Genomic DNA, 23,708 nt, shown 5'->3' with positions numbered 1-23,708 from the left:
ATGAACCTGACGCTAGTCGATGCCGTTTCAGCGCTGCCGCGCGGCGACGCACGAGGCCTTCGCTTTGTCTCCTCGCACGGCGACGAGCACTACTATCCGTACGACGCGCTCGAGCGCGAGGCACGCAAGCGTGCGCAAAAGCTCGTCGCACTGGGCCTGAACAAGGGCGACCGTATCGCACTCGTGATCCTCGACCCGGAAGCGTTCATCCTGAGCTTTCTCGGCGCATCGTTCGCCGGTCTGGTGCCGGTCCCGATCTTTCCGCGCGGAAGCCTGAACTTCAGAACCCGCGAACGTTACGCCGAAACCGTCAGTCACATCGTGCGCTCGGCAGGCGCGCGGATGCTACTCACGTCGAACTCGACACGCGAGACCATCGAGGACGTGCTGGCCGCCGACACCGGCCTCGAACGCATCGTGACCGTCGAAGCGCTGCTCGAGAGCGAGCCGCCCGCGTGCGATTTGCCCACGCTGCATCCCGATGATCTGTGCTTTCTGCAATACACGTCGGGCAGCACGTCGCTGCCGAAAGGCGTGATGGTCACGCATCGCAATCTGATCGCGAATGCGACAGCGTTCCTCGGACCGCGCGGCATCGATCTGCACGAGCAGGACGTCTATGTCAGCTGGCTGCCGCTGCACCACGACATGGGACTCATCAGCGTACTCGGCGCGCTGATCTGCGACTTGCCGAGCGTGCTGCTCTCAACCGAAGCATTCGTGCGCCGGCCCGGCCTGTGGATGGAGGCGATCACGAAGTACCGCGGCACGATCAGCTTCGCGCCGAACTTCGCGTATGCGCTCGCCGCGCGCCGCACCCGCGACCAGGACCTCGAAGGCCTGGACCTGAGTCGGCTGCGCGTGGCCGGCTGCGGCGCCGAGCCGATCAATGCGCAAGCGCTACGCCAGTTCTCCGCGCGCTTCGAGCCGGCCGGTTTTCGCGCTGAAGCGCTGCTGCCGTGCTACGGGATGGCCGAAGCAACGCTCGCGATCACGTTTCACGACCACGGCCAGCCGATCGTCACCGACGTCGTCTATGCGGCCCCGCTGGGGCTCGGTCGGGCGATACCGGCCGCGCGTGATACCGGCTTGCGCACGATCGAACTGGTCGGCTGCGGCCATTGCTTTCCCGGACATGAGCTTCGGATCGTCGATGAATCCGGGCGTGCGTTGCCCGAACGCTGCGTCGGCGAGATCGTCACGCGCGGGCCCAGCATCACCGTGGGCTATTACGGGCTGGCCGACGCGAGCGCCGGCGCGTACCGCGACGGCTGGCTGCAGACCGGCGATCTCGGCTACGTCGCCGGCGATCAGCTCTATATCTGCGGCCGCAGCAAGGACCTGATCGTGATTCACGGCTCGAACCTCTATCCGCAGGACATCGAATGGGCGGTGGCCGAGTTGCCGAGCGTGCAAAGCCGCGGCGTCATCGCGTTCAGCGTGATGCGCGACGGCGACGAGACGCTGGTCGTCTGCGCCGAGGGCAAGCCCGCCGAGGCCACGGCGCTGCGCCGGGCGATCGCGCAGAAGGTCGCCGAATGCGCGGGCCTGCAGGTCGGCCACGTCGCGATCGTGCAGGCGGGCAGCTTGCCGCGGACTTCGAGCGGCAAGGTGCAGCGCCGCCGGACCAAGGCCCAGTTCGAAGCCGGCGAGTTGGAGGAACACTCGTGAGCATGCGCTGGCGCGAGATCATGCTGACGGTGTCGGGCGCACTCGCGCTCGCCGCCTGTCACGCGAAAGAAGCCGAGGTGACGCTGCCGCGCCCGGTCATCGCGGTGGTCGTGCATCGGGACAGCAAGCCCGTGCTCGCGACGCTGCCGGGCGAAGTCAACGCACGCTATGCGACGCCGCTGTCGTTTCGCATCGCCGGCAAGCTGATCGAGCGGAAGGTGCGGCTCGGCGATACGGTCACGGCCGGTCAGGTGCTCGCGCGGCTCGATGCCGACGACGCGCAGCGCAGCCTCGCGAGCGCGCAGGCCCAATTGATGGCGGCGCAGCATCGGCTCACCTTCGCCGAGCAGCAACTCGACCGCGACCGGGCGCAGGCGCAGGAACAGCTGATCTCGACGGCGCAGCTCGAACAGACCCAGGATGCGTATGTGGCCGCCGCCGCGCAGCGCGATCAGGCGGTACAGCAGTTCGCGCTGCTGAAGAATCAGACGCAATACACGGTCCTCACCGCGGACCATGCCGGCGTCGTCACCGCCGAAGACGCCGATACCGGGCAGAACGTCGCGGCGGGACAGCCGGTCTACCACCTCGCGTGGTCCGGCGAGGTCGATATCCTCTGCGACGTGCCCGAGAGCCTGCTGAACGCGCTCGCGGTCGGCAGCGCGGCCAGCGTGTCGCTGCCGGCCGTCACGGACCGACGCTTCACCGCGCACGTCCGGGAGCTGTCGCCGGCAGCAGACCCCGGCAGCCGCACCTATCGCGCGAAGCTGACGCTCGATGCGCCAGGCCCCGAGGTCCGCCTCGGCATGACGGCCACCATCACCTTCGCCGACGCGTCCGGCGAGGCGCAAGCGGACGACCCGATCACGCTGCCCGCCAGCGCGCTCTTTCACGACGGCAACGCGCCGGCCGTCTGGGTCGTGCGCCCCGGCGACGAGGCGCTGGAACTGCGCCGGGTCCAGGTGGGCCGCTATGACGACCGCACGATCTCGGTCGCGCGAGGCCTCACCGACGGCGAGCGCGTCGTGCTGCAAGGCGTGCATACCGTCAGCGCCGGCGAAACCGTGCGCGCGGTCGCGCCGTTGCATCCCGAGGACTTCGCATCATGAGAGCGCTGTTCGGCCAGGGCCCCGACGGAGCGGGCGGACCGGGTGAACCGGGCGGACCGCGACGCCCAGCACCGGACGATTCCGGCCGCTTCAATCTGTCCGCGTGGGCGATCCGCAACCAGGCGCTCGTCTTCTTCGCCGTCGTGCTCGCGACGCTGTTCGGCGTGCTCGCCTATTCCCGGCTCGGCCAATCCGAGGACCCGCCGTTCACGTTCCGCGCGATGGTGATCCGCACCTTCTGGCCCGGCGCGACCGCGCGCCAGGTCGAGGAGCAGGTGACCGACCGGATCGGCCGCAAGCTGCAGGAGACGCCGCATCTCGACTATCTGCGCAGCTACTCGCGTCCCGGCGAATCGCTGATCGTCTTCACGATGAAAGACTCCGCGCCGGTGCGCGAGGTGCGCGACACGTGGTACGAGGTGCGCAAGAAAATCGGCGACATCGCGGATACGCTGCCGCCCGGCGTGCGAGGACCGTACTTCGACGACGAATTCGGCGACGTCTACACGAACATCTATACGCTCGCCGGCGACGGCTTCTCGCCGGCCCAATTGCACGACTATGCGGACGAACTGCGCGGCGTGCTGCTGCGTGTGCCGGGTGTCGCGAAAGTCGATTATTTCGGCGACCCCGACGAGCACATCACGATCGAGATTGCCAACGCGCAATTGACGCGCCTCAGCATCACGCCGCAACAGCTCGCGCGAGCGATCAACGCGCAAAACGCGGTTACGCCGAGCGGCACGCTCACAACCGCGTTCGACCGCGTGTTCGTGCGTCCGAGCGGCCAGTTCACCGACCTGAAGGCGATGAGCGACACGCTGATCGACATCAATCACCGCCTCGTTCGTCTCGGCGACATTGCGACGATCAAGCGCGGTTACGACGATCCGCCGGTCTCGCAGGTTCGCACCAACGGCCGCCCGGTGCTCGCCATCGGCATCACGATGCAGACTGGCGGCGATGTGATTCAGCTCGGCAAGCTGCTCGACGCGAAGACGGCCGAATTGCGCGCGCGTCTGCCCGCGGGGCTCGAACTCGTCCAGGTGTCGAGCATGCCGCACGCGGTCTCGCATTCGGTCAACGGCTTTCTGCGCGCCGCCGCCGAAGCGATCGTGATCGTGCTGGCCGTGAGCCTCATCTCACTGGGCTGGCGCGCCGGCGTGGTGGTGGCGATCTCGATCCCGGTCGTGCTCGCGGTCACTGCGCTATGCATGAACGGGTTCGACATCGGCCTGCACAAGATCTCGCTCGGCACGCTGGTCCTCGCACTGGGGCTGCTCGTCGACGATGCGATCATCGCGGTCGAGATGATGGCCGTGAAGCTCGAACAGGGTTGGGGCCGCGCGAGGGCCGCGGCGTTCGCCTACAGCAGCACCGCGTTTCCGATGCTGACGGGAACCCTGGTCACGGTGGCGGGATTCCTGCCGATCGCGCTGGCGAAATCGGCCACCGGCGAATACACGCGCTCGATCTTTCAGGTGTCCGCGATTGCGCTGGTTGCTTCGTGGTTCGCGGCGGTCGTGCTGATTCCGTTGCTCGGCTATCACCTGCTGCCCGAACGCAAGGACAGCGCGCGCGAGACGCCGCCCCGGCGCGCGCTTCGCAAGCTGCGCCGGCGCGACGACGCGCAGACGCGCCGCGCCCCGCTGGCGGCGCCGCGCGCCACCCGCTTTCATGACCGCTTGCGCGACTGCATCGCGTGGTGCGTGAAGCGCCGCCTCGTCGTGATTGGCGTCACGGCTGCGCTGTTCGTCGTCGCGCTGGCCGGCTTCGCGCTCGTGCCGCAACAGTTCTTCCCGAGCTCCGAGCGGCCCGAACTGCTCGTCGACCTGCGGCTGCCCGAAGGCGCGTCGTTCGAAGCGACGCTGCGCGAAGCCGCGCACCTCGAAAAGACGCTAGCGGGCCGGCCCGAGATCGATCATCTGGTCGATTTCGTCGGCGCGGGCGCGCCGCGCTTCTATCTGCCGCTCGACGTCCAGATGCAGCAGCCGAACTTCGCGCAGCTCGTGATCACCGCCAGGTCCGTCGACGAGCGCGCGAAGCTCGAACGCTGGCTCGCGAGCACGCTGCAAAACAGCTTTCCCGCCGTGCGTGCGCGCGTTTCGCCGCTGCAGACGGGCCCCTCGGTCGGCTATCCGGTGCAGTTTCGCGTCAGCGGAAACGACCTCGCCACCGTGCGGGAAATCGCGGAAAAAGTCGCGGCAACCATGAAGGCCGATGCCCGCACGACGGGTGTGCATTTCGACTGGGACGAACCCGGCGAACGCTCGGTGCGCTTCGAGATCGACCAGCAGAAGGCGCGCGAGCTCGGTGTCACGTCGGAAGACGTGGCGAGCTTCCTCGCGATGACGCTGTCGGGCTATACGTTCACGCAGTACCGGGTGCGCGACCGGTTGATCAGCGTCGAGCTGCGCGCGCCGCAGCGTGAGCGGGTCGATCCCGCCGAGATCGTGAACCTCGCGATGCCGACGCCGAACGGCCCGGTTCCGCTCGGCACGCTCGCGCATCTGCACAACGAGCTCGAATACGGGGTGATCTGGGACCGCGACCGTCAACCGACGATCACGGTCCAGGCCGACGTGCGCGGCAACGCGCTGGACCTCGACGTGACCCAGGCGATCGATCGGACGCTTGCGCCGCTACGCGCGTCGTTGCCGATCGGCTACCGGATCGAGACCGGCGGCGCGGGCGAGATCAGCGGCAAGGCGCAGGCGTCGGTGATCGCGCAGTTGCCGCTGATGCTCGTCGTGGTGCTCACGCTGCTGATGATTCAACTGCGCAGCTTCGCGCGCGTGCTGATGGTCGTGCTCACCGCGCCGCTCGGGCTGATTGGCGTGGTCGCCGCACTGCTGCTGTTCGGCAAGCCGTTCGGCTTCGTCGCGATGCTCGGCGTCATTGCGATGTCCGGAATCATCATGCGCAATTCGGTGATTCTCGTCGATCAGATCGAACGCAATATCGCCGCGGGCCAGGGGCGCTTCGACGCGATCGTGGGCGCCGCGGTCCGGCGCTTCCGCCCGATCATGCTGACCGCCGCAGCCGCCGTGCTCGCGCTGATCCCGCTGCTGCAATCGGCCTTCTTCGGGCCGATGGCGACCGCACTGATGGGCGGCATCACGGGCGCGACCGTGCTGACGCTGTTCTTCGTTCCCGCGCTCTACGCGACCGCGTTCAAGGTGCGGCACTTCGAACGCGGTGTGCGAACCGCGTCTCCGACGATCGAATACACGTGGAGCTGATCGTGCGCACAGACTGCAACTCCGTCGACGGGCCGGCGAGCGCGCCGCATTTCACTGGCGCGCCGCGCCGAGCGCGGGCCGTAGCGAGCCATGGCTGGCGCGCGGCGTTCGGCGCGGCCGCTGCGATCGCGCTTGGCGCATGCTCGTTCGGTCCGAGCGGCGAGCCGCCGGCGATGCCCTCGCCCGCCCATTACGGCGTCGAGCCGCAGCCCGCGCAAACGGTCGAGGCGCTCGGTGTCGCGCAGCGCTTCACCCCCGCCGCGCAGCCGGTACCGCAATGGTGGCGCCTGTTCGGATCGACGGCGTTGAATGATCTCGTCGAAGAAGGCCTGCGCAACAGCCCGACGCTCGCCGCCGCCGACAAGCACCTGGCCGCCGCGCACGAACAACTGCGCGCGCAGATCGGCGCCACGCTGCTGCCGTCGGTCGACCTGGTCGCGCAGGCCTCGCGCGGACGCGATCTCGGCATTCCGGTTCCTGGCGCGCCGAATACGCTGCTTTACAACGAGTTCATCGGCGTAGTCCAGGCGCAATACACGTTCGACCTGTTCGGCGCGGTGCGCAAGGCCAACGCGGCGCGCTCCGCGCGGGTCGACATCGACGCGTATCAACGCGAAGCCGCGCGCCGCGCGCTGGCCACCAACATCGTCACGGCGACGATCGAGGCGGCGATGCTGCGGGCCGAAATCGATGCGACCGAGCGCCTGATCGTGCTGGCGGGCGATCAGGCTCACGATACCGAACGGCATTACCAACTCGGATCGCTGACGCGCGGCGACGTGTCCACTGCGCGGCAAAGCATCGCCGCGCTCCAGGTCAGCGTGGCCGATCTGCGGCAACGGTTGACCGTGACCCGGCACGCGCTTGCGGTGCTGCTCGGCCGCACGCCCGACGCGGCGCCGCCCGAGCCCGATCTGGCGAGCCTGCATTTGCCGCGGGACGTGCCCGTCGTGCTGCCATCGGACCTGTTGCGCTCACGGCCCGATATCGCGGCCGCCGAGGCGGCGCTGAAAGCCGCCGCGGCCGATGTCGGCGTCGCCACGGCACAGCTCTTTCCGAGCCTGACGCTGAACGCCTCGATGGGACAAGGCGGGTTCAGTTGGCCGCTCGCGCTGTCGGGCGCCGGCGCGATCTGGAGCATCGCCACGACGATGTCGCAAGCGCTGTTTCATGGCGGCGCGCTCGTCGCGCAGCGGCGCGCGGCCATCGACACCTACGAAGCCGCCGTGTTCGAGTACAAGCAGACCGTGCTGGCCGCGTTCGAGAACGTCGCCGACACGCTCGCGTCGCTCGAACACGACGCGCAGGCGCTCGAAGCCGCGAGCGGCGCCGCCCGCGACGCACGCGAGACGTTCGACGATGCCACGTCGCGTCACCGGCTCGGCGCGCTGCCCGCTGCATCCGCTCGCGGCGGCGAGCAGCAGTACGAAGCAGCGAGGCTGGAAGAAATCCGCCTGGTCGGCCGGCGCCTGGCCGATACGGCGACGCTGTTTCAGGCGATGGGCGAGTTGCCGCCGGGCAACACCCAGACACCCGAGCATCTGGCCGGCAAGTGATCCGCGCGCCGCTCCCGACGGCGCGCGCTTGCGTTCAAGCCTGCGGGTTGCCGCGGAACGCCGACAAGATAAGTCAGACCGAGCGGCGAGCCCTGCACCGGCAGCGTGCCGATGTCCCACTCGAAGCTCTGCTGATCGGGGATACTCGCGACCATCTCACGCATTTCGTCGGGGTTGTAGATGCGCAGCATCGACACGATGCCGTCGAACAGACACAGCAGCGGGATCGCCGGCAGCACATAGGTGAGCGCTAGCCGCGACCAGCGAAACGGTCGGATCAGCGGAGTCAGCGCGAGCATCATCAGCGGCATCACCAGGATGAACACGATACCGAGCAGCCGGTGATCCGCACCCTCGACGACGACGATCGCGCGGCGTTTCGTCACAGCGTCGGCGAGGATCGCGCGCGCATCGTCCGGCCGAAAATGGTGGAACGAGTTGAACATCGTGCGCACGCCGTCGAATCTCGATGGCACGTTCATCGCGTCCACCGGTTCGCTCACATAGGTGACACAGTTGGTCGCCCCGGCCGAGATCCGCTCGTATGCCGCGCGATTGGGATAGAAGTCCGTCAACTGCACCATCACGCGGCCGGACAGCGCGAGCAACGGTGCAAGCGTCTGCCACGGCCCGCCGCCGCCCGAGCACAGATCGACGATCCGGTCGCTGCCGACCCGGCGCATCGCCGCGCGCAGCTTGCCCGCGATCACGTTGAAGCCCTTGTGGGAATTGGCCAGAAAATGCAGCCAATCCGTCCCGCCGTCACGGAGGGCGCGTGGGCACCACGGCTGGTCTTCGATTTCGAGCAGATGCAGGCGTCGCATGATCACGCGGGCAACCGGGGTAACTGAAAACCACGCCGCTCGGTCAGTCCTGGCGAGCGGCAACTTACTACCGAAGTTAAACGAGCAAACGCGCGGCCTTCTTCAACGGTATGAGTCGACTATACGCTGAGCCGCCCCGCGCGGGCGACGCTCGCGGTTCACATCCCGCATAATGACAACGGATTAGGACTTACCCGCATCAGCCGCCGGACGGCGGCCGGGAGATGAACGATGCAAAACGACAGACCGCCGCCGCGGCGGGTGACATATGAGAAAGGGATCCGGATCGGTGGCTCGGGCTGGTTCGGCCGGTTGCTGACCGTCGCCTTGAGCGCGATCCTGTTCGTGGTGGCCGCGATGCTATCGATCGTGCTGTTCGCCGTGCTGTTCGCGGTCGGCACGGTCGTGGTCGGCTATCTGTGGTGGAAGATGCGCAAGTTGCGCCGGCAGGCGGCCGCGTATGGCGACGACGGCCGCACCGTCGACATGGAGGTCGTTCACACGGACACGCCCGACGACGATGGCCGCACCATCGACATGGAGGTGGTCCACAAGGACCCGCCTCGCGACGATTCCGCGCCACGCTGACGATCGGCTCCGCGCGTGCGTCAGGCCGCAAGGACCGCTTCGACCGCGCTCACGTAGTTGCGAAAGCCGGCCTGCTGTAGCGCCTCAAGCAGCCGCAGCAGTTCATGCCGTGCGGCGTCGGTGAGCGGCGCCTGAAGCGCGAGCGCAAGCGCACGGCCACGCGCCGCGAATAGCTCGGACCACGGCAACGGTTCGCGCTGCGTGTAGGCCTCGAGTGCGTCCACGTAGTGCAGCGTGCCGGCAGGATCGCCCGCCTCCAGCATCGCTTCGATGGCGTCGCGGTAAAACCACAGGTGATTGTGGCCGACCGCGCCAAGGCGCAACAGCGCCTCGCCTTCAGCCAGTAGCCGCGTCCGCTCGTCCTTGTCGTCAACCGCGCGGCTCAGTGCGCTCAAGGTCTTTGGCCCGGAAAACTGACTGCCCACTTCGCGTGAGATGGCCAGTGCTTCGCGCAGCGCCATTACCGCTTCACTGCGGCATCCCTGGTCCAGTAACAGGCGCCCCTGCATCTCCAGGTTCTGCGCTTCGAAGCGGCGCGCACCCAGTTGCCGGATCACGCGCAGCTCCTGCGCCAGATGCTTGCTGGCCGCCTGCACGTCGCCCAATTCCTGGCACGCGAATACCCCCAGCGTCTCCCCCAGCAGTTGCGCGCGAGGCTGCCCGATCAGCTCGGCGGTGTGGGCGGCGGCAATGGCGTCCTCGCGTGCCGGACCCGCGTCGTTCAGATAGATGCGGCTGAAGCCCTGCATCGACAGATTGGCGACCTCGATGCGGCCGAAGCCGTGTTCACGGCTCATCGCCACGCATTCGCTGAAATGATGGAACGCGGTGCGCATACGTCCCTGCGCATACGCCGCGTCCGCCAGGCCGCCGAGCGCGCGAGCCTCTGCCTCGGGCAGATCGAGGCGGCGCGCATAGGCGAGACCGCGCTCGTGTTCGGCGCAGCAGGCGTCGATCTTGCCGAGCGGAAACAGAATGTTGCCGCGCAAATAATGGAGGCTTGCCAGCTCGGCCAGCCGGTTGTCCCGCTCCGCGATCCGTTGCGCTTGCGCGAGCAGGCCGAGTGCTTCGTCGAGACCCTCGCTGACCCGCAGACCTTCCGCGAGCCCGAGCTGGCAGTCGCATCGGGCGGTGTCGTCGGTGGCGGCGGCGAGTGCGGCGCGGTAGGTCGCGATCGATCCCGCTATGTCGCCGAGGTCGCGCTGAAGTTCGCCCTTGCAGCAGCTCAGTGCATGGCGGTCCGCGTCCGACTGCGCGATCTCGATGCCCCGCTCGGCCAGCCGCAGCGCGGCTTCGAAACGATGAGCGGCGCGCTCGGCCACCGCCGCGCCCAGGTAGGCGTGCGGCGCATGCGGGTCTTCGGCGCGGTCGAGATGCTGGGCGTGCAACGTGGCATCGCTCTGTGCGAACCATTCGGCCGCGCGCAGATGAAGTTCGCGGCGGCGCGCGCGCAATAAGGTCGAATAGGCGCTTTCCTGGATCAACGCGTGCGCGAACAGGAAGTCCTCGCCTTCCGGCAGCACCAGTGCATTGACGAGCAGGCCGGCGCAGACATAGCCGGGATCGTCGACCAGTTCCCGCAGCAGCGCCAGGCCGAAACGCTGGCCGATCACCGCGGCCGCCTGGAACGCCAGGCGGTCGCGGGGCGCGAGCCGGTCCATCCGCGCGAGTACCAGACTGCGGATCGACGCTGGCACGTTGCTGCCGCTGCCTTCTTCAGCGTTGCGCAGCAGTTGTTCGAGAAACAGCGGATTGCCGCCCGCGCGCTCGATGCAGGCGAGCGCGACGCGCTGCGTCGCATCGATGAAATTGCCCGCCAGGCTCAGCGCCTCGTCCTTGCGCAGCGGTCCGAGATCGATCGTGGCGAACGGAGTGTCGCGGCAACGTGCGCGCCAGCCTGCATCGATCGGATCGCCTTCCACGCGCGAAGTCGTCACCAGCAGGCCCGTGCCGTTGGCAATGCCGGACGCGAACGCCGACAGGTAGCCGACGACTTCGGCGTCGGCCCAATGCAGGTCTTCGACGACGATGAGCGTCGCCGCGTGCGCGCAAGCGTCCTCGGTCAGCTTCGTGGCGAGCGCCTGCTTGCCGCGCTTGCGCGCGCCGTGGTCCATGGCCTCGTAGATGGTTTGCCATTCGGCGCTCGGCGGAAGGTCGAGGAAGTCGTGCAGAAACACGGTCTGCTCGGCCTTGACGATGCCTTGCGCCGCGACCTGCGCGGCAGCGGCCTGCCGCGCCTCGCTCGATGCACCGGCCGGCAAACCGAGCAGGCTGCCGACGATGGTTCGCACCGGGTCCTGGCCCTTGCCGACGCCGAAATCGAGCACGAGGCTTCGATGCAGCGTGAAACCCTGGGCCTGCGCATGGCGGCGCATCTCGTCGACGAGCCGCGTCTTGCCGATCCCGGCTTCGCCTCGCACATGCACGACGTGCCCCGCGCGCTTTGCCATGCACGCATGCAGGATGCCGTGGAACTGTTCGAGCTCGGCTTCGCGTCCGACGAAATGGCTGTGGCTCGTCCTGACCGGCTCGCTGCCGAGCGCGACGAGGCGCCATGGCCGCACCGGCGTGTCAATGCCCTTGAAGCGGCGCTCGCCGATCGCTTCGCAACTGGCGACGTCGCCGAGCGTGCGCGCTGCGTCGTCGGATAACCAGGTTTCGCCCGCTGGCGCGGCAGCCACCAGCCGGGCGGCGAGGTTGACCGGATCGCCATGCACGGTGTAGTCCTGCGCGTCGGCTCGGCCCAGCGCGCCTGCGATGACCTCGCCGCTCGCAATGCCGATGTGCGCCTGCAATGCCCGCCCGGTCTGCGTGGCGAGCCGCGCCACGCCGTCGTGAATGTCGAGTGCGGCACGCGCGGCGCGCAGCGTGTCCGTCTCGTGCGAGCGCGGTGCGCCGAACAGCGCCATCACCGCGTCGCCGATGTGCTTGTCGATCGTGCCGCCATAGGCGAGCACGATCCCGTCGACCAGCGCCGTGTAGCGTCCGATCAGCGCGCGCAAGTCTTCGGGATCGAGCGAGCGCGACAGCATCGTGTATCCGCACAGATCGGCGAACAGAATCGTGACCTGCCTGCGCTCGTCCGCGGGCACTTCGTTGTCGGCGGCAGACTGAGGCGATAGCGGCGCCGCTATCGTTGGCGATGCCGTCGCCGCGGCCAGAATCCGCTTGCGGTGGCCGAGCGACTGTACGCCAAGCTCTTTCAGGTCCGCGTCGGTCAGCTGCCCGAGCAGCGACATGTCGATGTCGTTTGCCGCGAACGCGTGGACGTACTGCTCGAGCCCGAGGCCCCGCAGCCATTTCTCGATATCCATGTTCGTCGCCCTGCCTCCGATGCGTGGCCCCGCGGGCAAAAGCTCTGATGAATAGCGCGCGTGCCGGCCGCCGGCGTGAACGGCCCTGAGGTGCATTGCACTCCCGTGGAGTGCGCCAGCTACGAGGCCGATGAATAATCAGTGTAGGTGTCCGATCAGCACGCTGCATCGCGTTTGACAGCCGTTCGAGCCGCGCAGGATACTGGCTGGCGCGCCTCGCGGCGCCCTCGCATTCGATCGGGAATCCACGTGAAGCCGGGCAAGACCGTTTCCGTCTCCGACGTCCCGCTGCGCTCGCGTTTGGCGGGCCTGCCAGGCGACGTGGCGGCGGGCGCCGTTTCGACGCTCGTCATGCTGTGCTATGCGATGAGCCTCGGCACGATGATCTTTAGCGCCGATCTTGCGCGCTACGCGATGCTAGGCGTGCCTACCGCGCTCGTGAGCTGCGTCGTCACGGCGCTGGTGATCGCACTGACGAGTTCGATGCGCATCAACATCGGCGGACCCGACAGCAATGCGGCGGCCTTTCTCGCGGGCGTGGCGGCGGGTGTGGCCAGCAGCGTGCGCGCGGACGGCGGCTCACCGCAGACGCAGATCCTCACGGTGCTGATCGCCATCGCGCTTTGTTCGGTGATGACGGGCATCGTGCTCTATGCGATCGGCTCGTCCAGGCGCAGCCGCTCGCTGCAGTTCCTGCCCTATCCGGTGCTCGGCGGGTTCCTCGCCGGCACGGGCTACCTGCTGCTCGCCGGGGCGTTCCGCGTGCTGACGGGCCAGCCGCTGGAGTGGCACACGCTCGCGTTGCTCGCGCACCTTCACTGGATCACATGGATTCCCGCGCTCGTCGTCGGCGTGCTCGCCACGGTGCTGATGCGCACGTGGCAGCACATTGCCGCGCTGCCGCTCATACTGGCCTTCGGTGTCGTGCTTTTCTACGTTCTGCTACAGGTTGCCGGAATTTCGATCGATGACGCGCGCGGCATGGGTCTGCTGCTGCCGCGCGTCAAGCTGCAACTTGCCGGGCTGCCGGAGTTGCACCTGGCCGCGAGGCTCGGACAGGGCGCCATCGACTGGTCGGCGGTCGGCGCGCATCTTCCCGAAAGCCTGGTGGTGACATCGGTGTCGGCCGTGACGATCCTGATGAATTCGACGGCGATCGGCACCGCTACCGGAGAGGACGTCGACCTCAATCGCGAGATGCGCGCCGCCGGCCTCGCCAATCTCGCGAGCGGACTGCTGGGCGGCATGGTCGGCTACCAGTCTTTCAATCGCTCGATGCTCAATGCGCGGGTGGGCGCGACGAGCCGGGTAGCGGGCGTGTTCGCGTCGCTTGCGTGCGTGGTCGTGCTCGCCACCTCGCCCGACATCGTGGCGCTGTTTCCGGTGCCAGTGCTGGTCGGTCTTCAACTGTTCATGGGGCTGCGTCTGCTCGTGCATTGGCTCGCGGGCGCCTGGACCAGGCTCGACTGGTATGAGTATCTGCTCGTGCCCGTGATTCTCGGCACCATCGCGGCGTATGGCGTGATCGTCGGCGTGGTCGTGGGCGTCGTTGCGGCGTGTGTGATGTTCACGCTGCTCTACGGCCGGGTCGGCTGCATACGCATGGAGTTCGACCTGCGCGCGCGGTCCTCGAATGTGGAGCGCAGCATCGAAGACACCCAGGCGTTGCGTGCAATCGGCGCCCAGGTATGCGGAATGTGCCTGCAAGGGTTCCTCTTTTTCGGCACGGCCAATTCGATTCTGCAGCGCCTGCGGGAACGCTTCGGTGGGAACAACCAGATGCCGATCCGCTTCGTCGTGCTCGACTTTGCGGCGACCCATGGCATGGATGCGTCCGTATCAATCAGCTTCGTCAAGCTGAGGCAATTCTGCGCGGCAAAAAACGCGGACCTCGTATTGACCGCGCTGCCGCCGCGCTCACGCGATCTGCTCGAGAAGACCGGCACGCTCAATCTGAAGATCCATCAATTCGATACGCTCGATGCGGGTCTCGAGTGGATCGAAGACAAGCTGCTAGCGTCGAACTCGCTCGCGCTCGCGCATGGCGGCGATCTGCGGGCGATGTTGGAGCCGCATTTCACGGCCAGCGCGTTGAACGGCTTGATCGCGTGTCTGGAGGTGCGTGATCTGCTTTCGGGCCAGGCACTGTTTCGTCATCGCGAGCCGGGCGATGCGCTGTATTTCATCGCGCAAGGACGTGTCGCGGTCTCGCTGCCCCTCGCCGATGGCCGTTCCGCGCGTCTGCGCTCGTTCGGCCCTGGCACGGTCGTGGGGGAAATGGCGGTGTACACGCAGCAGCAGCGCAGCGCGGACGTGATTGCCGAGGCGCCGACGCGCGTGTACCGACTGTCGATCTCCCGGCTGCTCGAACTCGAACAGCACGATCCGGCAACCGCGCAACAGTTGCACCGGTTTTTCGTGAAGACGATTGCGTTACGCCTTGCCGTTGCCGATGAGGCGCTACGCGCGGCTTTGTAACTGATGGATGCAGAACCGGCGCATCGCGCGCGATCGTCAGTTGTAGCCGAGGATCGCCGCCGTTGCGACATCCGTGCGGTCGATCGGGTTGCCAGCAAGCAGTACGGTTGGCTCTTTCAACAACAAGCGGTATGACGGCACGTAGGTTTCGCTCATCCCATCCGCGTCGCGCGGCTGACCTTCCTGCGGCTTGCTGTTTTCGGGGTAATTCATCGTTGTCTCCTTCTGGATGGCCGGAGTTCACGTCACGGATGCTTTCAAAGCAGCAATGACCCATGCGTCCGTTGCGGCGAAAACTCGCAGCCTGATATACATCATTGAGCAAATTCAATGCCACGGCGGCATCCGTCCGCAACGAAAGCAAGCGGTGGCAGTACCGACGGTCGACGATGTGAATGTCTTCCGGCACGCACGTCCAACATATCACACTGTGAGATATATTTTTCCATAAACACACCGTTATTGCATGGGCAAGTCTTCGACTGCGTGGCTCGCCTTTACCGCATCAACATTCGCATGGTACAAACATCGTGTTTCGCAGTTCGGGCTGGCTAATGTAAGCAGGCACACCATGCGGGCAGCGCTGGATCATCTTCGGCGCCGTGTCTGCAGAGGAAACCGATGCAAGGACGCTGATGAACGATCCTGCTCACTTCCTTCCCTCATTCGTTTGGCGTGCCGATCGCGACGGCGTCATTCGCTATGCCAACCCGTGGACATCACGGTATCTCGGCATTCCCGCTCTTGAACTGGTCGGGATGCACTGGAAGGCCTTCGTTCATCCCGACGACATCGATCATGTGCTCGACGCAGTGCGGCAGATGCGGGACGGCACGCTGCTCGGCAATGTCGAAGTGCGTCTGCTGCGCGCGGACGGCGAGTATCGCTGGCACGTGTTGCATCTTCAAGCCGAGCGCGACGCGAGTGGCCGCATCGGCGAGACGGTGGGCGTCGCGACCGATATCCACGAAGCCCGTCACGCGTGGGCCATGTACGAGGCGAGCGAGCGACGCCTGAAGGCTGCCTTCCACGGCGCTCGCATGGGTGCGTGGGAATGGGACATGAAGAACCGCGTGGTGCGAATGACCTCGCAACTCGCGGATCTGTACGGCTTTCCGCCCGGCACCGATGCGCTTGCGCTATCCGATCTGGAGAATCAGATCGAGCCCGAGTATCGGGCGCTATTCCAGCGCAAGCTCGATGACGCCCTGCAACACGGCGGTCCCTTCGAATTCGATTTCGTGCTGCATGGTGGCTCGGCTTCGCCACGCTGGCTGCGCATGCGCGGCCATGCGGAATTCGACGAGCACGGCACGCTCGCGCACGTGTACGGCGTCACCTTCGATATCAGCAAGCAGCGGGCAGCCGAAGAACAGCTCAGTCTCAGCGAGCGGCGTTATCGGGTGCTGGTCGAATCGACGGGCGCGCTCGTGTGGTCGGCCGAGCCGAACGGCGACATCCGGCCCGCAGACGAGCACTGGAGCCGGTTCACGGGCGACGACGTGGTCCGTCTGGCGGACTGGGGCTGGCTCGACTACGTTCATCCGGACGACCGCGAGGCGGCCCGGCAGGTGTGGGTCGATGTGCTGCAGCGACGCGCACCCGCATCGACCATGTTCCGCATGCGACGTCACGACGGCCAGTACAGGATGATGCACGCCCAGGCGGCGCCCCTGTTCGACAGCCACGGCAAACTACAGGAGTGGTTCGGCACCTCGACCGATGTGACGCCTCAGTATGAAGCGCAACTGGCGATCGAGGCGCGCAACCTGCGTCTGTCGGTGGCGATGCAGGCGGCGCGGCTGAACATCGTCTGCTTCGACCTGGCCTCGCGCACGCTATCGTTCGAAGAGGGCCTCGCACCGCGGATAGACCATGTGCTCAGCTACGACGAGGCGCTGCGCAACGTGCACCCCGACGACCGCGCGATGCTCGAACAATATGTCTGCCGACTGGCCGAAGGCCACGACCCGGTCGCGAACTTCGAATTCCGTTTGCAGAACGCGCACGGCGAACAATGGATGCACGGCAGCGCGATGCTCCAGCGAAGCGCGGACGGCAAGCCGTTGCGCATCATCGCCAGCGTGATCGACATCACCCAGCGCAAGCAGCTCGAACTGATGCTGCGCGAAACCGATCGCCGCAAGGACGAGTTTCTCGCGATGCTCGCGCACGAGTTGCGCAATCCGCTCGCGCCACTGCGCACGGCCATCGCATTGCTCGACAAGCAGCCCGGCACGGTGTCGCGCCCACATGAGCTGATCGACCTGATGCGCCGGCAGGTCGAGCACATGACGCGAATCGTCGACGACCTGCTCGAAGTGTCGCGCATCACGCAAGGACGCATCGTGCTGCAACTCGAGCCCGTTCTGGTCGGCACGGCCGTCTATCACGCTGTCGAGGCGATCGCGGCGATGGCCGAAGCTCGTCATCAGCAGTTGCACGTCAGTGTTTGCGATCCGACTACGTGGGTATCTGGCGACATCACGCGGATTTCGCAGATCTTCGTCAATATCCTGAACAACGCGAGCAAGTACACGCCGGAGAACGGGCATATCTCGGTGAACGTAGCGGCCGACGACGAATGGGTTTCCATCGTCACGCAAGATACCGGCACAGGCATTTCGGCCGAGCTTCTGCCGAAGGTGTTCGAGCTCTTTTCGCAAGGCGAACGCACGCTCGATCGCTCGGATGGCGGCCTCGGCATCGGTCTGTCGCTCGTCAAGAAGCTCGTCGAAATGCACAACGGCACGATCGCCGTGCATAGCGACGGCCCCAATCTCGGCACCACGGTGACGGTCCGACTGCCGCGTCTGCACCACCATGAGCGCCATTCGGCGGTCGCGCTGTCGGAGCCCGCGCCGGGGCACGCGCGAACCGCGTTGCGCGTGCTGGTCGTCGATGACAATCGCGACGCCGCCGATTCACTCTCGATGCTGTGCGAATCCGAAGGGCATGCTGCCCGCGTCGCGTACTCGTCAGCCGAGGCGCTGGAAGCCGCCCCGTTATTCGCACCGGACGTGGCGTTGCTCGATATCGGCTTGCCGGATATCGACGGATACGCACTGGCGAGACAGCTTCGCCGCAAAGGCGATGCGAAGCCGTTGCTGATCGCGATCACGGGTTACGGACAGACGGACGACAGGCTGCGCGCGCAATCGGCGGGCTTCGACTATCACTTCGTCAAACCCGTCAATATCGACAGCCTGCTGAAGCTGCTTTCGTCGCTGATGCAGGGGCGATAGAGCGGCTATCCGTCGCTTGCGATGCCGCACCGCCGCCAACCGCTCACCACGTGCCGCTAAACGCCTGCTGTACCTTGAGCGCGTCGGTCACGCCGTTGGCCACCAGCAACTGCGTCAGCAAGCGCGCCTTCTGCGGATTCAGATCGAGCGATGCGACGAAGCCGCGCTTGTCGTCGTCCACCTCGACGTTCCGGTTCACGAATCCCGACACGAGGCGGGTCGAACGAACCACCACGATGCCTTTTGCGGCAGCGCGGTCGAGCGCCGCGAGGGCTTCCTTCGACATGTCACCATCGCCTTCGCCGGCTACCACGATGCCCTTCGCACCATCGGCAATCGCATGCTCGATCTGGCGGCCATCCATGTTGCTATGCGCATAGACGATATCGACGCGCGGCAATTGCCCGTTCGCGGGCAGGCTCAGCGCGGTGCGCGCCGATTGCACCGCCGGCATCACGAAGCGCACGCTGGCCGGATCGACGTAACCGATCGCGCCCGCGTTCGGCGACGCGAACGCCTGTACCGCCGTCGTATTCGTCTTGGTGATCCAGCGCGGCGCGTGAATCTGATCGTTCATCACGACCATCACGCCCCGGCCGCGCGACTGCGGGCTCGCCGCCACTTCGACGGCTTCGTACAGATTGTTGGGACCGTCGGCGCTCGTGGAACCGCCCGGGCGCATCGAGCCGACCAGTACCACCGGCTTGTCGGAGTGCAGCACGTTGTTCAGGAAGAACGCGGTTTCCTCGATCGTATCGGTCCCGTGCGTGATCACGACGGCGTCGGCCTCGTTGCGCTCGAAGGCCTCGTCGATCCGCCGCGCAAGCTGCAACCAGATCTTGTCGTTCATGTCCTGCGAGCCGACGTTCGAGACCTGCTCCGCGTTGATGCTCGCGAGCTTCTCGATGCCCGGCACGCCGCGCACCAGTTCCTGCCCCTTCACGTTGCCCGAGTTGTAGCCGATCGCCGAGCGCGGATCGGCGGTACCGGAAATCGTGCCGCCGGTGGCCAGCAGCAGAACGCGCGGCATTGCGGTGACGGCGCTTGCCTGTTGCAATGACGCGTCGGCCGCCTGCGCGCCGGTACCCGCGGCAAGTGCGGCGATCAGCAGTGCCGCCGAACCGCACAACCGCATTGCTTTTCGATTGATCTTGATGCTCATGTTTCGTCTCCACATCGTTTGAAAGAGCCGCGTGCGTATGCACGCGACCTGTGTCCAGCAAAACCGTCGTCGCTCATTGCGCTGGGGACATTTTTCTCGGTTGCGTCAGCATCGCTGGTTGAAGGATCTGGTCGAGCTGCGCCTGGCTCAGCAGCCCTTTGTCGATCACGATCTGCGCGACGCTCTTGCCCGAGGCCAGCGCTTCCTTCGCGACTTCGGTCGAGTGTGTATAGCCGATGTACGGGTTCAGCGCGGTCACGATGCCGATCGAGTTCTCGACGATCGCGCGCAGACGCTCGCGATTCGCGCTAATGCCGTCGACGCATTTCGACGCGAGCGTCAGGCACCCCGCGCGCAAATGGGCGACGCTCTTGAACAGGCTGTGCGCGATGATCGGCTCGAACGCGTTGAGCTGGAGTTGCCCTGCTTCGGCGGCAAAGCTCACCGTCACATCGTTGCCGATGACTTCGAACGCGATCTGGTTGACGACCTCCGGAATCACCGGATTCACCTTGCCCGGCATGATGCTCGAGCCCGCCTGCACCGGCGGCAGGTTGATTTCGCCGAGGCCCGCGCGCGGGCCGCTCGAAAGCAGGCGAAGATCGTTGCAGGTCTTCGACAGTTTGACGGCGACGCGCTTCAGTACGCCGGAAAGCTGCACGAACGAGCCGACATCCTGCGTCGCTTCGACCAGATTCGGCGACGTGGTCAATGCGATACCGGTTATTTCGCTCAGGTGCCTGCATGCAAGCTGCGCGTATTCCGGATGCGTGTTGATGCCGGTGCCGATCGCCGTCGCGCCGAGATTGATTTCGCAGATCAGTTGGGCGGCCTCCTTCAGCCGCTCTTCATCTTCGCCGAGCATCACCGCGAAGGTGCTGAACTCCTGGCCGAGCGTCATCGGTACGGCGTCCTGAAGCTGCGTGCGGCCCATCTTCAGGTCGTTGCCGAATTCCACCGCCTTGCGTTCGAACGACGCGCGCAACACGCCCATCGCATCGACGAGTTGCATGATTCCGGCGTGCGTGGCGATCTTCAGCGCGGTCGGATAAACGTCGTTGGTGCTCTGGCCGAGATTCACATCCTCGTTCGGATGGAGAATCGCGTATTCGCCGCGCTGTCGCCCGAGATGTTCGAGCGCGAGATTGGCGATCACCTCGTTCGCGTTCATGTTGGTCGAGGTGCCCGCGCCGCCCTGAATCACATCGACGACGAAATGCTCGTGCGCGGTGCCTGAACGCACCTGCCGGCATGCATGCACGATGGCCTGCATCTTCACTGCGCTCAACAGGCCGAGATCGTGATTCGCGAGTGCCGCGGCTTCTTTCACGCTCGCCAGTGCGTTGACGAGGTTCGGATACACGGAGATCGGAAGGCCGGTGATCGGAAAGTTCTGCAACGCGCGCAGCGTATGAACGCCGTAATACGCGGTCGCGGGCACGGCGAGATCGCCGAGAAGGTCGTGTTCGATACGTTCGGTCGGTGCAAGCATGAGGTCCTCTCAGGTTCTGAAAACGACAGGCGAGCGGGGTCATCCGGCACACGTCGTGTGCAGGTCCGTCGCGTTGAATGGGTGATGCGGTTGGCTTATCGAGGCGGCGCGGTCGCGCAGGCGACGCACTGCTTCGCGAGCACATCGGTCGGATCGACGACGCTCACGCGCGCGCCGTTCGCGCCGATCACATAGGGCTCACGCAGCAGCAGCGGCAGTTCCGTGCAGCCGAGAACGATTACTTCTACGCCTTCGGCGATGAGCCCATCGATCGCCGCGGCGAGGTCTTGCTGGCACTGCCCGGCGGTGAATCCGGCCTTCACGCCTTGCTTGCCGTAAATCGCGTCCATCACGCGCGCCTGCAGCGCGGGTGACGGCACGACCTGCCGCAAACCCTGCGATTCGAGCGCCTTCTGGTAGACGCCGCTCGCGAGCGTGCCGGAAGTCGCGAGCACACCGACCGAGCGCAGCGCGGGAAACGACTCGCGCAGATAACGCACCGTCACCGTCAGCATATTGACGATCGGCACGCCGAGATAAGGCTGAATCCGCTCGACGAAGGCATGTGCGGTATTGCAAGGAATCGCGATCAGATCCGCGCCGCCCGTTTCGAGCTTCTTGCAGGTCGCGTACAGCGAGATGGTCGGGTCCGGTCCGTCGCCGATCAGATTCTCCGTGCGATCCGGGATCTGCGGGTTCTGCTCGACGAGCAGCTTGATGTGGTCCTGATCGCGCTGCGCGGGCGTCGCCCGCACGATCTTGTGAATGAAATCGACGGTGGCCGCCGGACCCACGCCGCCCACCACGCCGACCTTGAAGATCGTCTCCGGCGTGTGGTACTGGCCGGACACGACATATTGCGCGTAAGCCAGGTTCGAATCGACGAGCGGCACACGCAACGCACCCAGTTCGTCCGCGACCAACGCGATCTCGGTGAGCCCCGGCACGATCACATTGGCGCCCTGCGCGATCAGATCTTCGCAAGCCGCGCGCAGCAACTCGACCGGACGGCCACGCAGATTGCCGCTCTTCACGCCATCCTCGCCATAGACCGCTTCGGTGACGAAATCCGTTCCGTCGCTGATACGCGGATGGATCAGTTCGAATTCGGGCGCCGCGAAGTACTTCTCGAACAGACGCTTGCGCCGCGTATAGGCCGACGCGAGTACGCCCACGCGGCGTACCGCGGGAAATCTTCTGCGCACGTGGCTGCGCACCGCCTCGACCATATCGACGATTTGCAGCGGCGAATTGGCTTTCAGTTCGTCGATGAACGTGTGGCTCAGGAAGCACGGCAGCACGACTGTCGTCACGCCGCGCTTCTCGAAACTGCTGATCAGATCGAAGATGTACAGCTTGCGCTGCGTCAATGTCTCGCTGTCGGCATCGGCGCTGCGAAACGGCTGCTGCTCGAAAATCGCATCGAAGTGCTCGGCGTCGCGCGTGGCCGGCGTCGATTTGATCAGTTTGAAGAACACGTCCGCACTCGCGAGCGGGCCGAGCCCGCCCACCACGCCGAACTTGCGCGCGCTCGTGGCAGCGGTTGCATCGATGCCGCTCATTTCGTCTCGCCTTCGAGCTGACCGAACGAAGCCGTCGCGATCGCCGCGCGGCGCTCCTGGCGCGCCACGCGCTTGCCTTCCCACTTCGCGATGGCCGCCGTCGCGATGCTGTTGCCGATCACGTTGGTCGCCGTGCGCCCCATGTCGAGAATCTGGTCGATCGCGAGCACCAGCACGACGCCCGATGGCGGCAGATGAAACATCGGCGCCACCGCCGCGACGACGACCACCGAGCCGCGCGCGACGCCCGCCATCCCCTTGCTGCTCACCATCAGCACCAGCAGCATCACGATCTGCGTGCTGATCGGCATGTCGATGCCGAACGCCTGCGCGATGAAGATCGCGGCGAACGCCTGATACATCATCGAGCCGTCGAGATTGAACGCATAGCCGAGCGGCAACGTGAAGCCGACCACTTTCTTGTCGACGCCGAATTCCTCCAGCTTCTCCGTCAGGCGCGGATACGCAGCCTCGCTGCTCGCGGTGGAGAACGCCAGCATCGCGGGTTCGCGGATCGCTTTGAGCAAGGCCCAGATCGGCTTGCCGAGAAACGCGTAGCCGGCAAGAATCAGCGCCGCCCACAGCAGCGCGAGCCCTGTATAGAAGCTCGCGACGAGCTTGCCGTACGTGGTCAGCACGTCGAGACCATGCACCGTGATCGCCGAGGCCAGCGCGCCGAACACACCGAGAGGCGCGAGACGCATTACGTAATCGGTCAGTTTCAGCATGGTGGGCACGAGCGCTTCGACGCCCGCGATCAGCGGCGCGACGCGCGGGTCCGACTTGATCACGCTGAGCACGATGCCGAACAGCACCGAGAAGACGAGGATCTGCAGGATATCGTTGCGCGCCATCGCATCGATGATGCTGGTGGGGAACGCGTGCGTGACGAAGTCCTTGAAGTTCAGGCTCGACGTATTGAGGCCGGTGGCCACGTCAGCGCTCGTCTGGGCCATGTGCAAACCCGCGCCCGGTTGCAGCAGATTCGCCAGCACGAGGCCGAGCGCGAGCGAGAACAGCGACGCGCACAGGAACCACGCGATCGAGCGCAGGCCGATGCGGCGCACGTCGCTGGTGCCTTCCATGCCGGCGAGACCCGACACGAGCGTGGCGAACACGAGCGGCGCGATGATCATCTTCACGAGCCGCAGGAAGATATCGGTGATGATCGAAAAGTAGCCGGCGATCTCCTTCGCGTGCGCGGCATCGGCCGCCGTGCGATGGCAGACATAGCCGACGGCCACGCCGAGCAGCATGCCGGCGAGGATGTAGAGGGTGAGCCGATTCTTCATGTGTCTCCGTCCTGGGATGGCGCACGAACGGTCGGCATCGACCGGCGCGCGCTCGGGAATGGCCGGCACATCGCATGTCGATGTACCGCTTTTTTGTGTCTGGACGGAATTCTAGAGACGGCGGAACCGCCTTGAATGCTAGTGTTGCATACGGCTATGCAAGTTTCGCATAA

The 23,708-nt window shown here is 65.9% G+C and carries 14 protein-coding genes; 7 read left to right on the top strand and 7 right to left on the bottom strand.

All coding sequences use genetic code 11. The features are described 5' to 3' along the window. Genes VSR82_RS17415 through VSR82_RS17400 form a run of 4 tightly spaced genes read left to right on the top strand, consistent with a single transcriptional unit; the run spans nucleotide 1 to nucleotide 7,578 of the window. Complete coding sequence (locus VSR82_RS17415) at nucleotides 1-1,671, top strand: fatty acyl-AMP ligase (RefSeq protein ID WP_429462503.1); 1,671 nt, start codon at nucleotides 1-3, stop codon at nucleotides 1,669-1,671. A 2-nt stretch (nucleotides 1,672-1,673) separates the two neighbouring features. Then, the gene (locus VSR82_RS17410; RefSeq protein WP_429463619.1) at nucleotides 1,674-2,780 is read left to right on the top strand and encodes an efflux RND transporter periplasmic adaptor subunit; all 1,107 of its coding nucleotides are present in this window, start codon (nucleotides 1,674-1,676) and stop codon (nucleotides 2,778-2,780) included. Then, a complete protein-coding gene (locus tag VSR82_RS17405; RefSeq protein ID WP_498857954.1) occupies nucleotides 2,777-6,022 on the top strand; it encodes an efflux RND transporter permease subunit in 3,246 nt (1,081 codons plus the stop codon). The genes VSR82_RS17410 and VSR82_RS17405 overlap by 4 nt, the downstream gene beginning before the upstream one ends. A gap of 2 nt (nucleotides 6,023-6,024) precedes the next feature. Then, nucleotides 6,025-7,578 (top strand): efflux transporter outer membrane subunit, encoded by a 1,554-nt coding sequence (locus tag VSR82_RS17400; protein ID WP_429462507.1) that lies wholly within the window; start codon nucleotides 6,025-6,027, stop codon nucleotides 7,576-7,578. Here VSR82_RS17400 and VSR82_RS17395 read toward each other — a convergent pair. Then, nucleotides 7,515-8,402, bottom strand: coding sequence for a class I SAM-dependent methyltransferase (locus VSR82_RS17395; protein ID WP_368583843.1), 888 nt, complete (start codon nucleotides 8,400-8,402; stop codon nucleotides 7,515-7,517). The genes VSR82_RS17400 and VSR82_RS17395 overlap by 64 nt on opposite strands. A 231-nt stretch (nucleotides 8,403-8,633) precedes the next feature. Between VSR82_RS17395 and VSR82_RS17390 the strand changes: the two genes are divergently transcribed. Continuing rightward, the gene (locus VSR82_RS17390) at nucleotides 8,634-8,990 is read left to right on the top strand and encodes a hypothetical protein (RefSeq protein ID WP_429462509.1); all 357 of its coding nucleotides are present in this window, start codon (nucleotides 8,634-8,636) and stop codon (nucleotides 8,988-8,990) included. Nucleotides 8,991-9,010: 20 nt separating this feature from the next. Here VSR82_RS17390 and VSR82_RS17385 read toward each other — a convergent pair whose 3' ends face one another. Beyond that, on the bottom strand, nucleotides 9,011-12,304 hold the full coding sequence (locus VSR82_RS17385) for an adenylate/guanylate cyclase domain-containing protein (protein ID WP_429462511.1): 3,294 nt from the start codon (nucleotides 12,302-12,304) through the stop codon (nucleotides 9,011-9,013). Between the two features lie 249 nt (nucleotides 12,305-12,553). Here VSR82_RS17385 and VSR82_RS17380 point away from each other — a divergent pair, with 249 nt between their 5' ends. Next, entirely contained in the window at nucleotides 12,554-14,782 is a 2,229-nt protein-coding gene (locus VSR82_RS17380; protein ID WP_498857953.1) for a SulP family inorganic anion transporter, read from the top strand. 36 nt (nucleotides 14,783-14,818) lie between these two features. On the opposite strand, the gene VSR82_RS17375 is transcribed toward VSR82_RS17380, so the two are convergent. Beyond that, the gene (locus VSR82_RS17375) at nucleotides 14,819-14,995 is read right to left on the bottom strand and encodes a hypothetical protein (protein WP_429462515.1); all 177 of its coding nucleotides are present in this window, start codon (nucleotides 14,993-14,995) and stop codon (nucleotides 14,819-14,821) included. A gap of 422 nt (nucleotides 14,996-15,417) precedes the next feature. Here VSR82_RS17375 and VSR82_RS17370 point away from each other — a divergent pair, with 422 nt between their 5' ends. Further along, nucleotides 15,418-18,027 (top strand): PAS domain-containing hybrid sensor histidine kinase/response regulator, encoded by a 2,610-nt coding sequence (locus VSR82_RS17370; RefSeq protein ID WP_429462517.1) that lies wholly within the window; start codon nucleotides 15,418-15,420, stop codon nucleotides 18,025-18,027. A gap of 43 nt (nucleotides 18,028-18,070) precedes the next feature. Here the strand turns inward: VSR82_RS17370 and VSR82_RS17365 are convergent, their stop codons facing one another. The 4 genes from VSR82_RS17365 to VSR82_RS17350 all read right to left on the bottom strand — a co-directional run bounded on the left by VSR82_RS17365 (nucleotide 18,071) and on the right by VSR82_RS17350 (nucleotide 23,535). Next, nucleotides 18,071-19,189, bottom strand: a complete 1,119-nt coding sequence (locus VSR82_RS17365) for an asparaginase (protein WP_429462519.1) — start codon at nucleotides 19,187-19,189, stop codon at nucleotides 18,071-18,073. A gap of 73 nt (nucleotides 19,190-19,262) precedes the next feature. Then, nucleotides 19,263-20,681, bottom strand: coding sequence for an aspartate ammonia-lyase (gene aspA / locus VSR82_RS17360; RefSeq protein ID WP_498857952.1), 1,419 nt, complete (start codon nucleotides 20,679-20,681; stop codon nucleotides 19,263-19,265). A 95-nt stretch (nucleotides 20,682-20,776) separates the two neighbouring features. Continuing rightward, nucleotides 20,777-22,243, bottom strand: coding sequence for a cysteate racemase (gene cuyB, locus VSR82_RS17355; protein WP_429462523.1), 1,467 nt, complete (start codon nucleotides 22,241-22,243; stop codon nucleotides 20,777-20,779). Beyond that, the gene (locus VSR82_RS17350) at nucleotides 22,240-23,535 is read right to left on the bottom strand and encodes a dicarboxylate/amino acid:cation symporter (RefSeq protein WP_410850016.1); all 1,296 of its coding nucleotides are present in this window, start codon (nucleotides 23,533-23,535) and stop codon (nucleotides 22,240-22,242) included. The genes cuyB and VSR82_RS17350 overlap by 4 nt, the downstream gene beginning before the upstream one ends. Nucleotides 23,536-23,708: the final 173 nt, after the last annotated feature.

Origin of the sequence: Burkholderia sp. JPY481 (assembly GCF_038900515.1) — a bacterium.
GTDB lineage: Bacteria > Pseudomonadota > Gammaproteobacteria > Burkholderiales > Burkholderiaceae > Paraburkholderia > Paraburkholderia youngii.
The sequence above is the reverse complement of the archived record's forward strand: the minus strand, read 5'-3'. Positions and strand labels throughout refer to the sequence as shown.

Bases quoted from the DNA above. Each gene is read 5' to 3' on its own strand.
- VSR82_RS17415 (WP_429462503.1), top strand. From the start codon at position 1: ATGAACCTGACGCTAGTCGATGCCGTTTCAGCGCTGCCGCGCGGCGAC.
- VSR82_RS17410 (WP_429463619.1), top strand. From the start codon at position 1,674: ATGCGCTGGCGCGAGATCATGCTGACGGTGTCGGGCGCACTCGCGCTC.
- VSR82_RS17405 (WP_498857954.1), top strand. From the start codon at position 2,777: ATGAGAGCGCTGTTCGGCCAGGGCCCCGACGGAGCGGGCGGACCGGGT.
- VSR82_RS17395 (WP_368583843.1), bottom strand. From the start codon at position 8,402: ATGCGACGCCTGCATCTGCTCGAAATCGAAGACCAGCCGTGGTGCCCA.
- VSR82_RS17390 (WP_429462509.1), top strand. From the start codon at position 8,634: ATGCAAAACGACAGACCGCCGCCGCGGCGGGTGACATATGAGAAAGGG.
- VSR82_RS17385 (WP_429462511.1), bottom strand. From the start codon at position 12,304: ATGGATATCGAGAAATGGCTGCGGGGCCTCGGGCTCGAGCAGTACGTC.
- VSR82_RS17375 (WP_429462515.1), bottom strand. From the start codon at position 14,995: ATGAATTACCCCGAAAACAGCAAGCCGCAGGAAGGTCAGCCGCGCGAC.
- VSR82_RS17370 (WP_429462517.1), top strand. From the start codon at position 15,418: ATGAACGATCCTGCTCACTTCCTTCCCTCATTCGTTTGGCGTGCCGAT.
- VSR82_RS17365 (WP_429462519.1), bottom strand. From the start codon at position 19,189: ATGAGCATCAAGATCAATCGAAAAGCAATGCGGTTGTGCGGTTCGGCG.
- aspA (WP_498857952.1), bottom strand. From the start codon at position 20,681: ATGCTTGCACCGACCGAACGTATCGAACACGACCTTCTCGGCGATCTC.
- cuyB (WP_429462523.1), bottom strand. From the start codon at position 22,243: ATGAGCGGCATCGATGCAACCGCTGCCACGAGCGCGCGCAAGTTCGGC.
- VSR82_RS17350 (WP_410850016.1), bottom strand. From the start codon at position 23,535: ATGAAGAATCGGCTCACCCTCTACATCCTCGCCGGCATGCTGCTCGGC.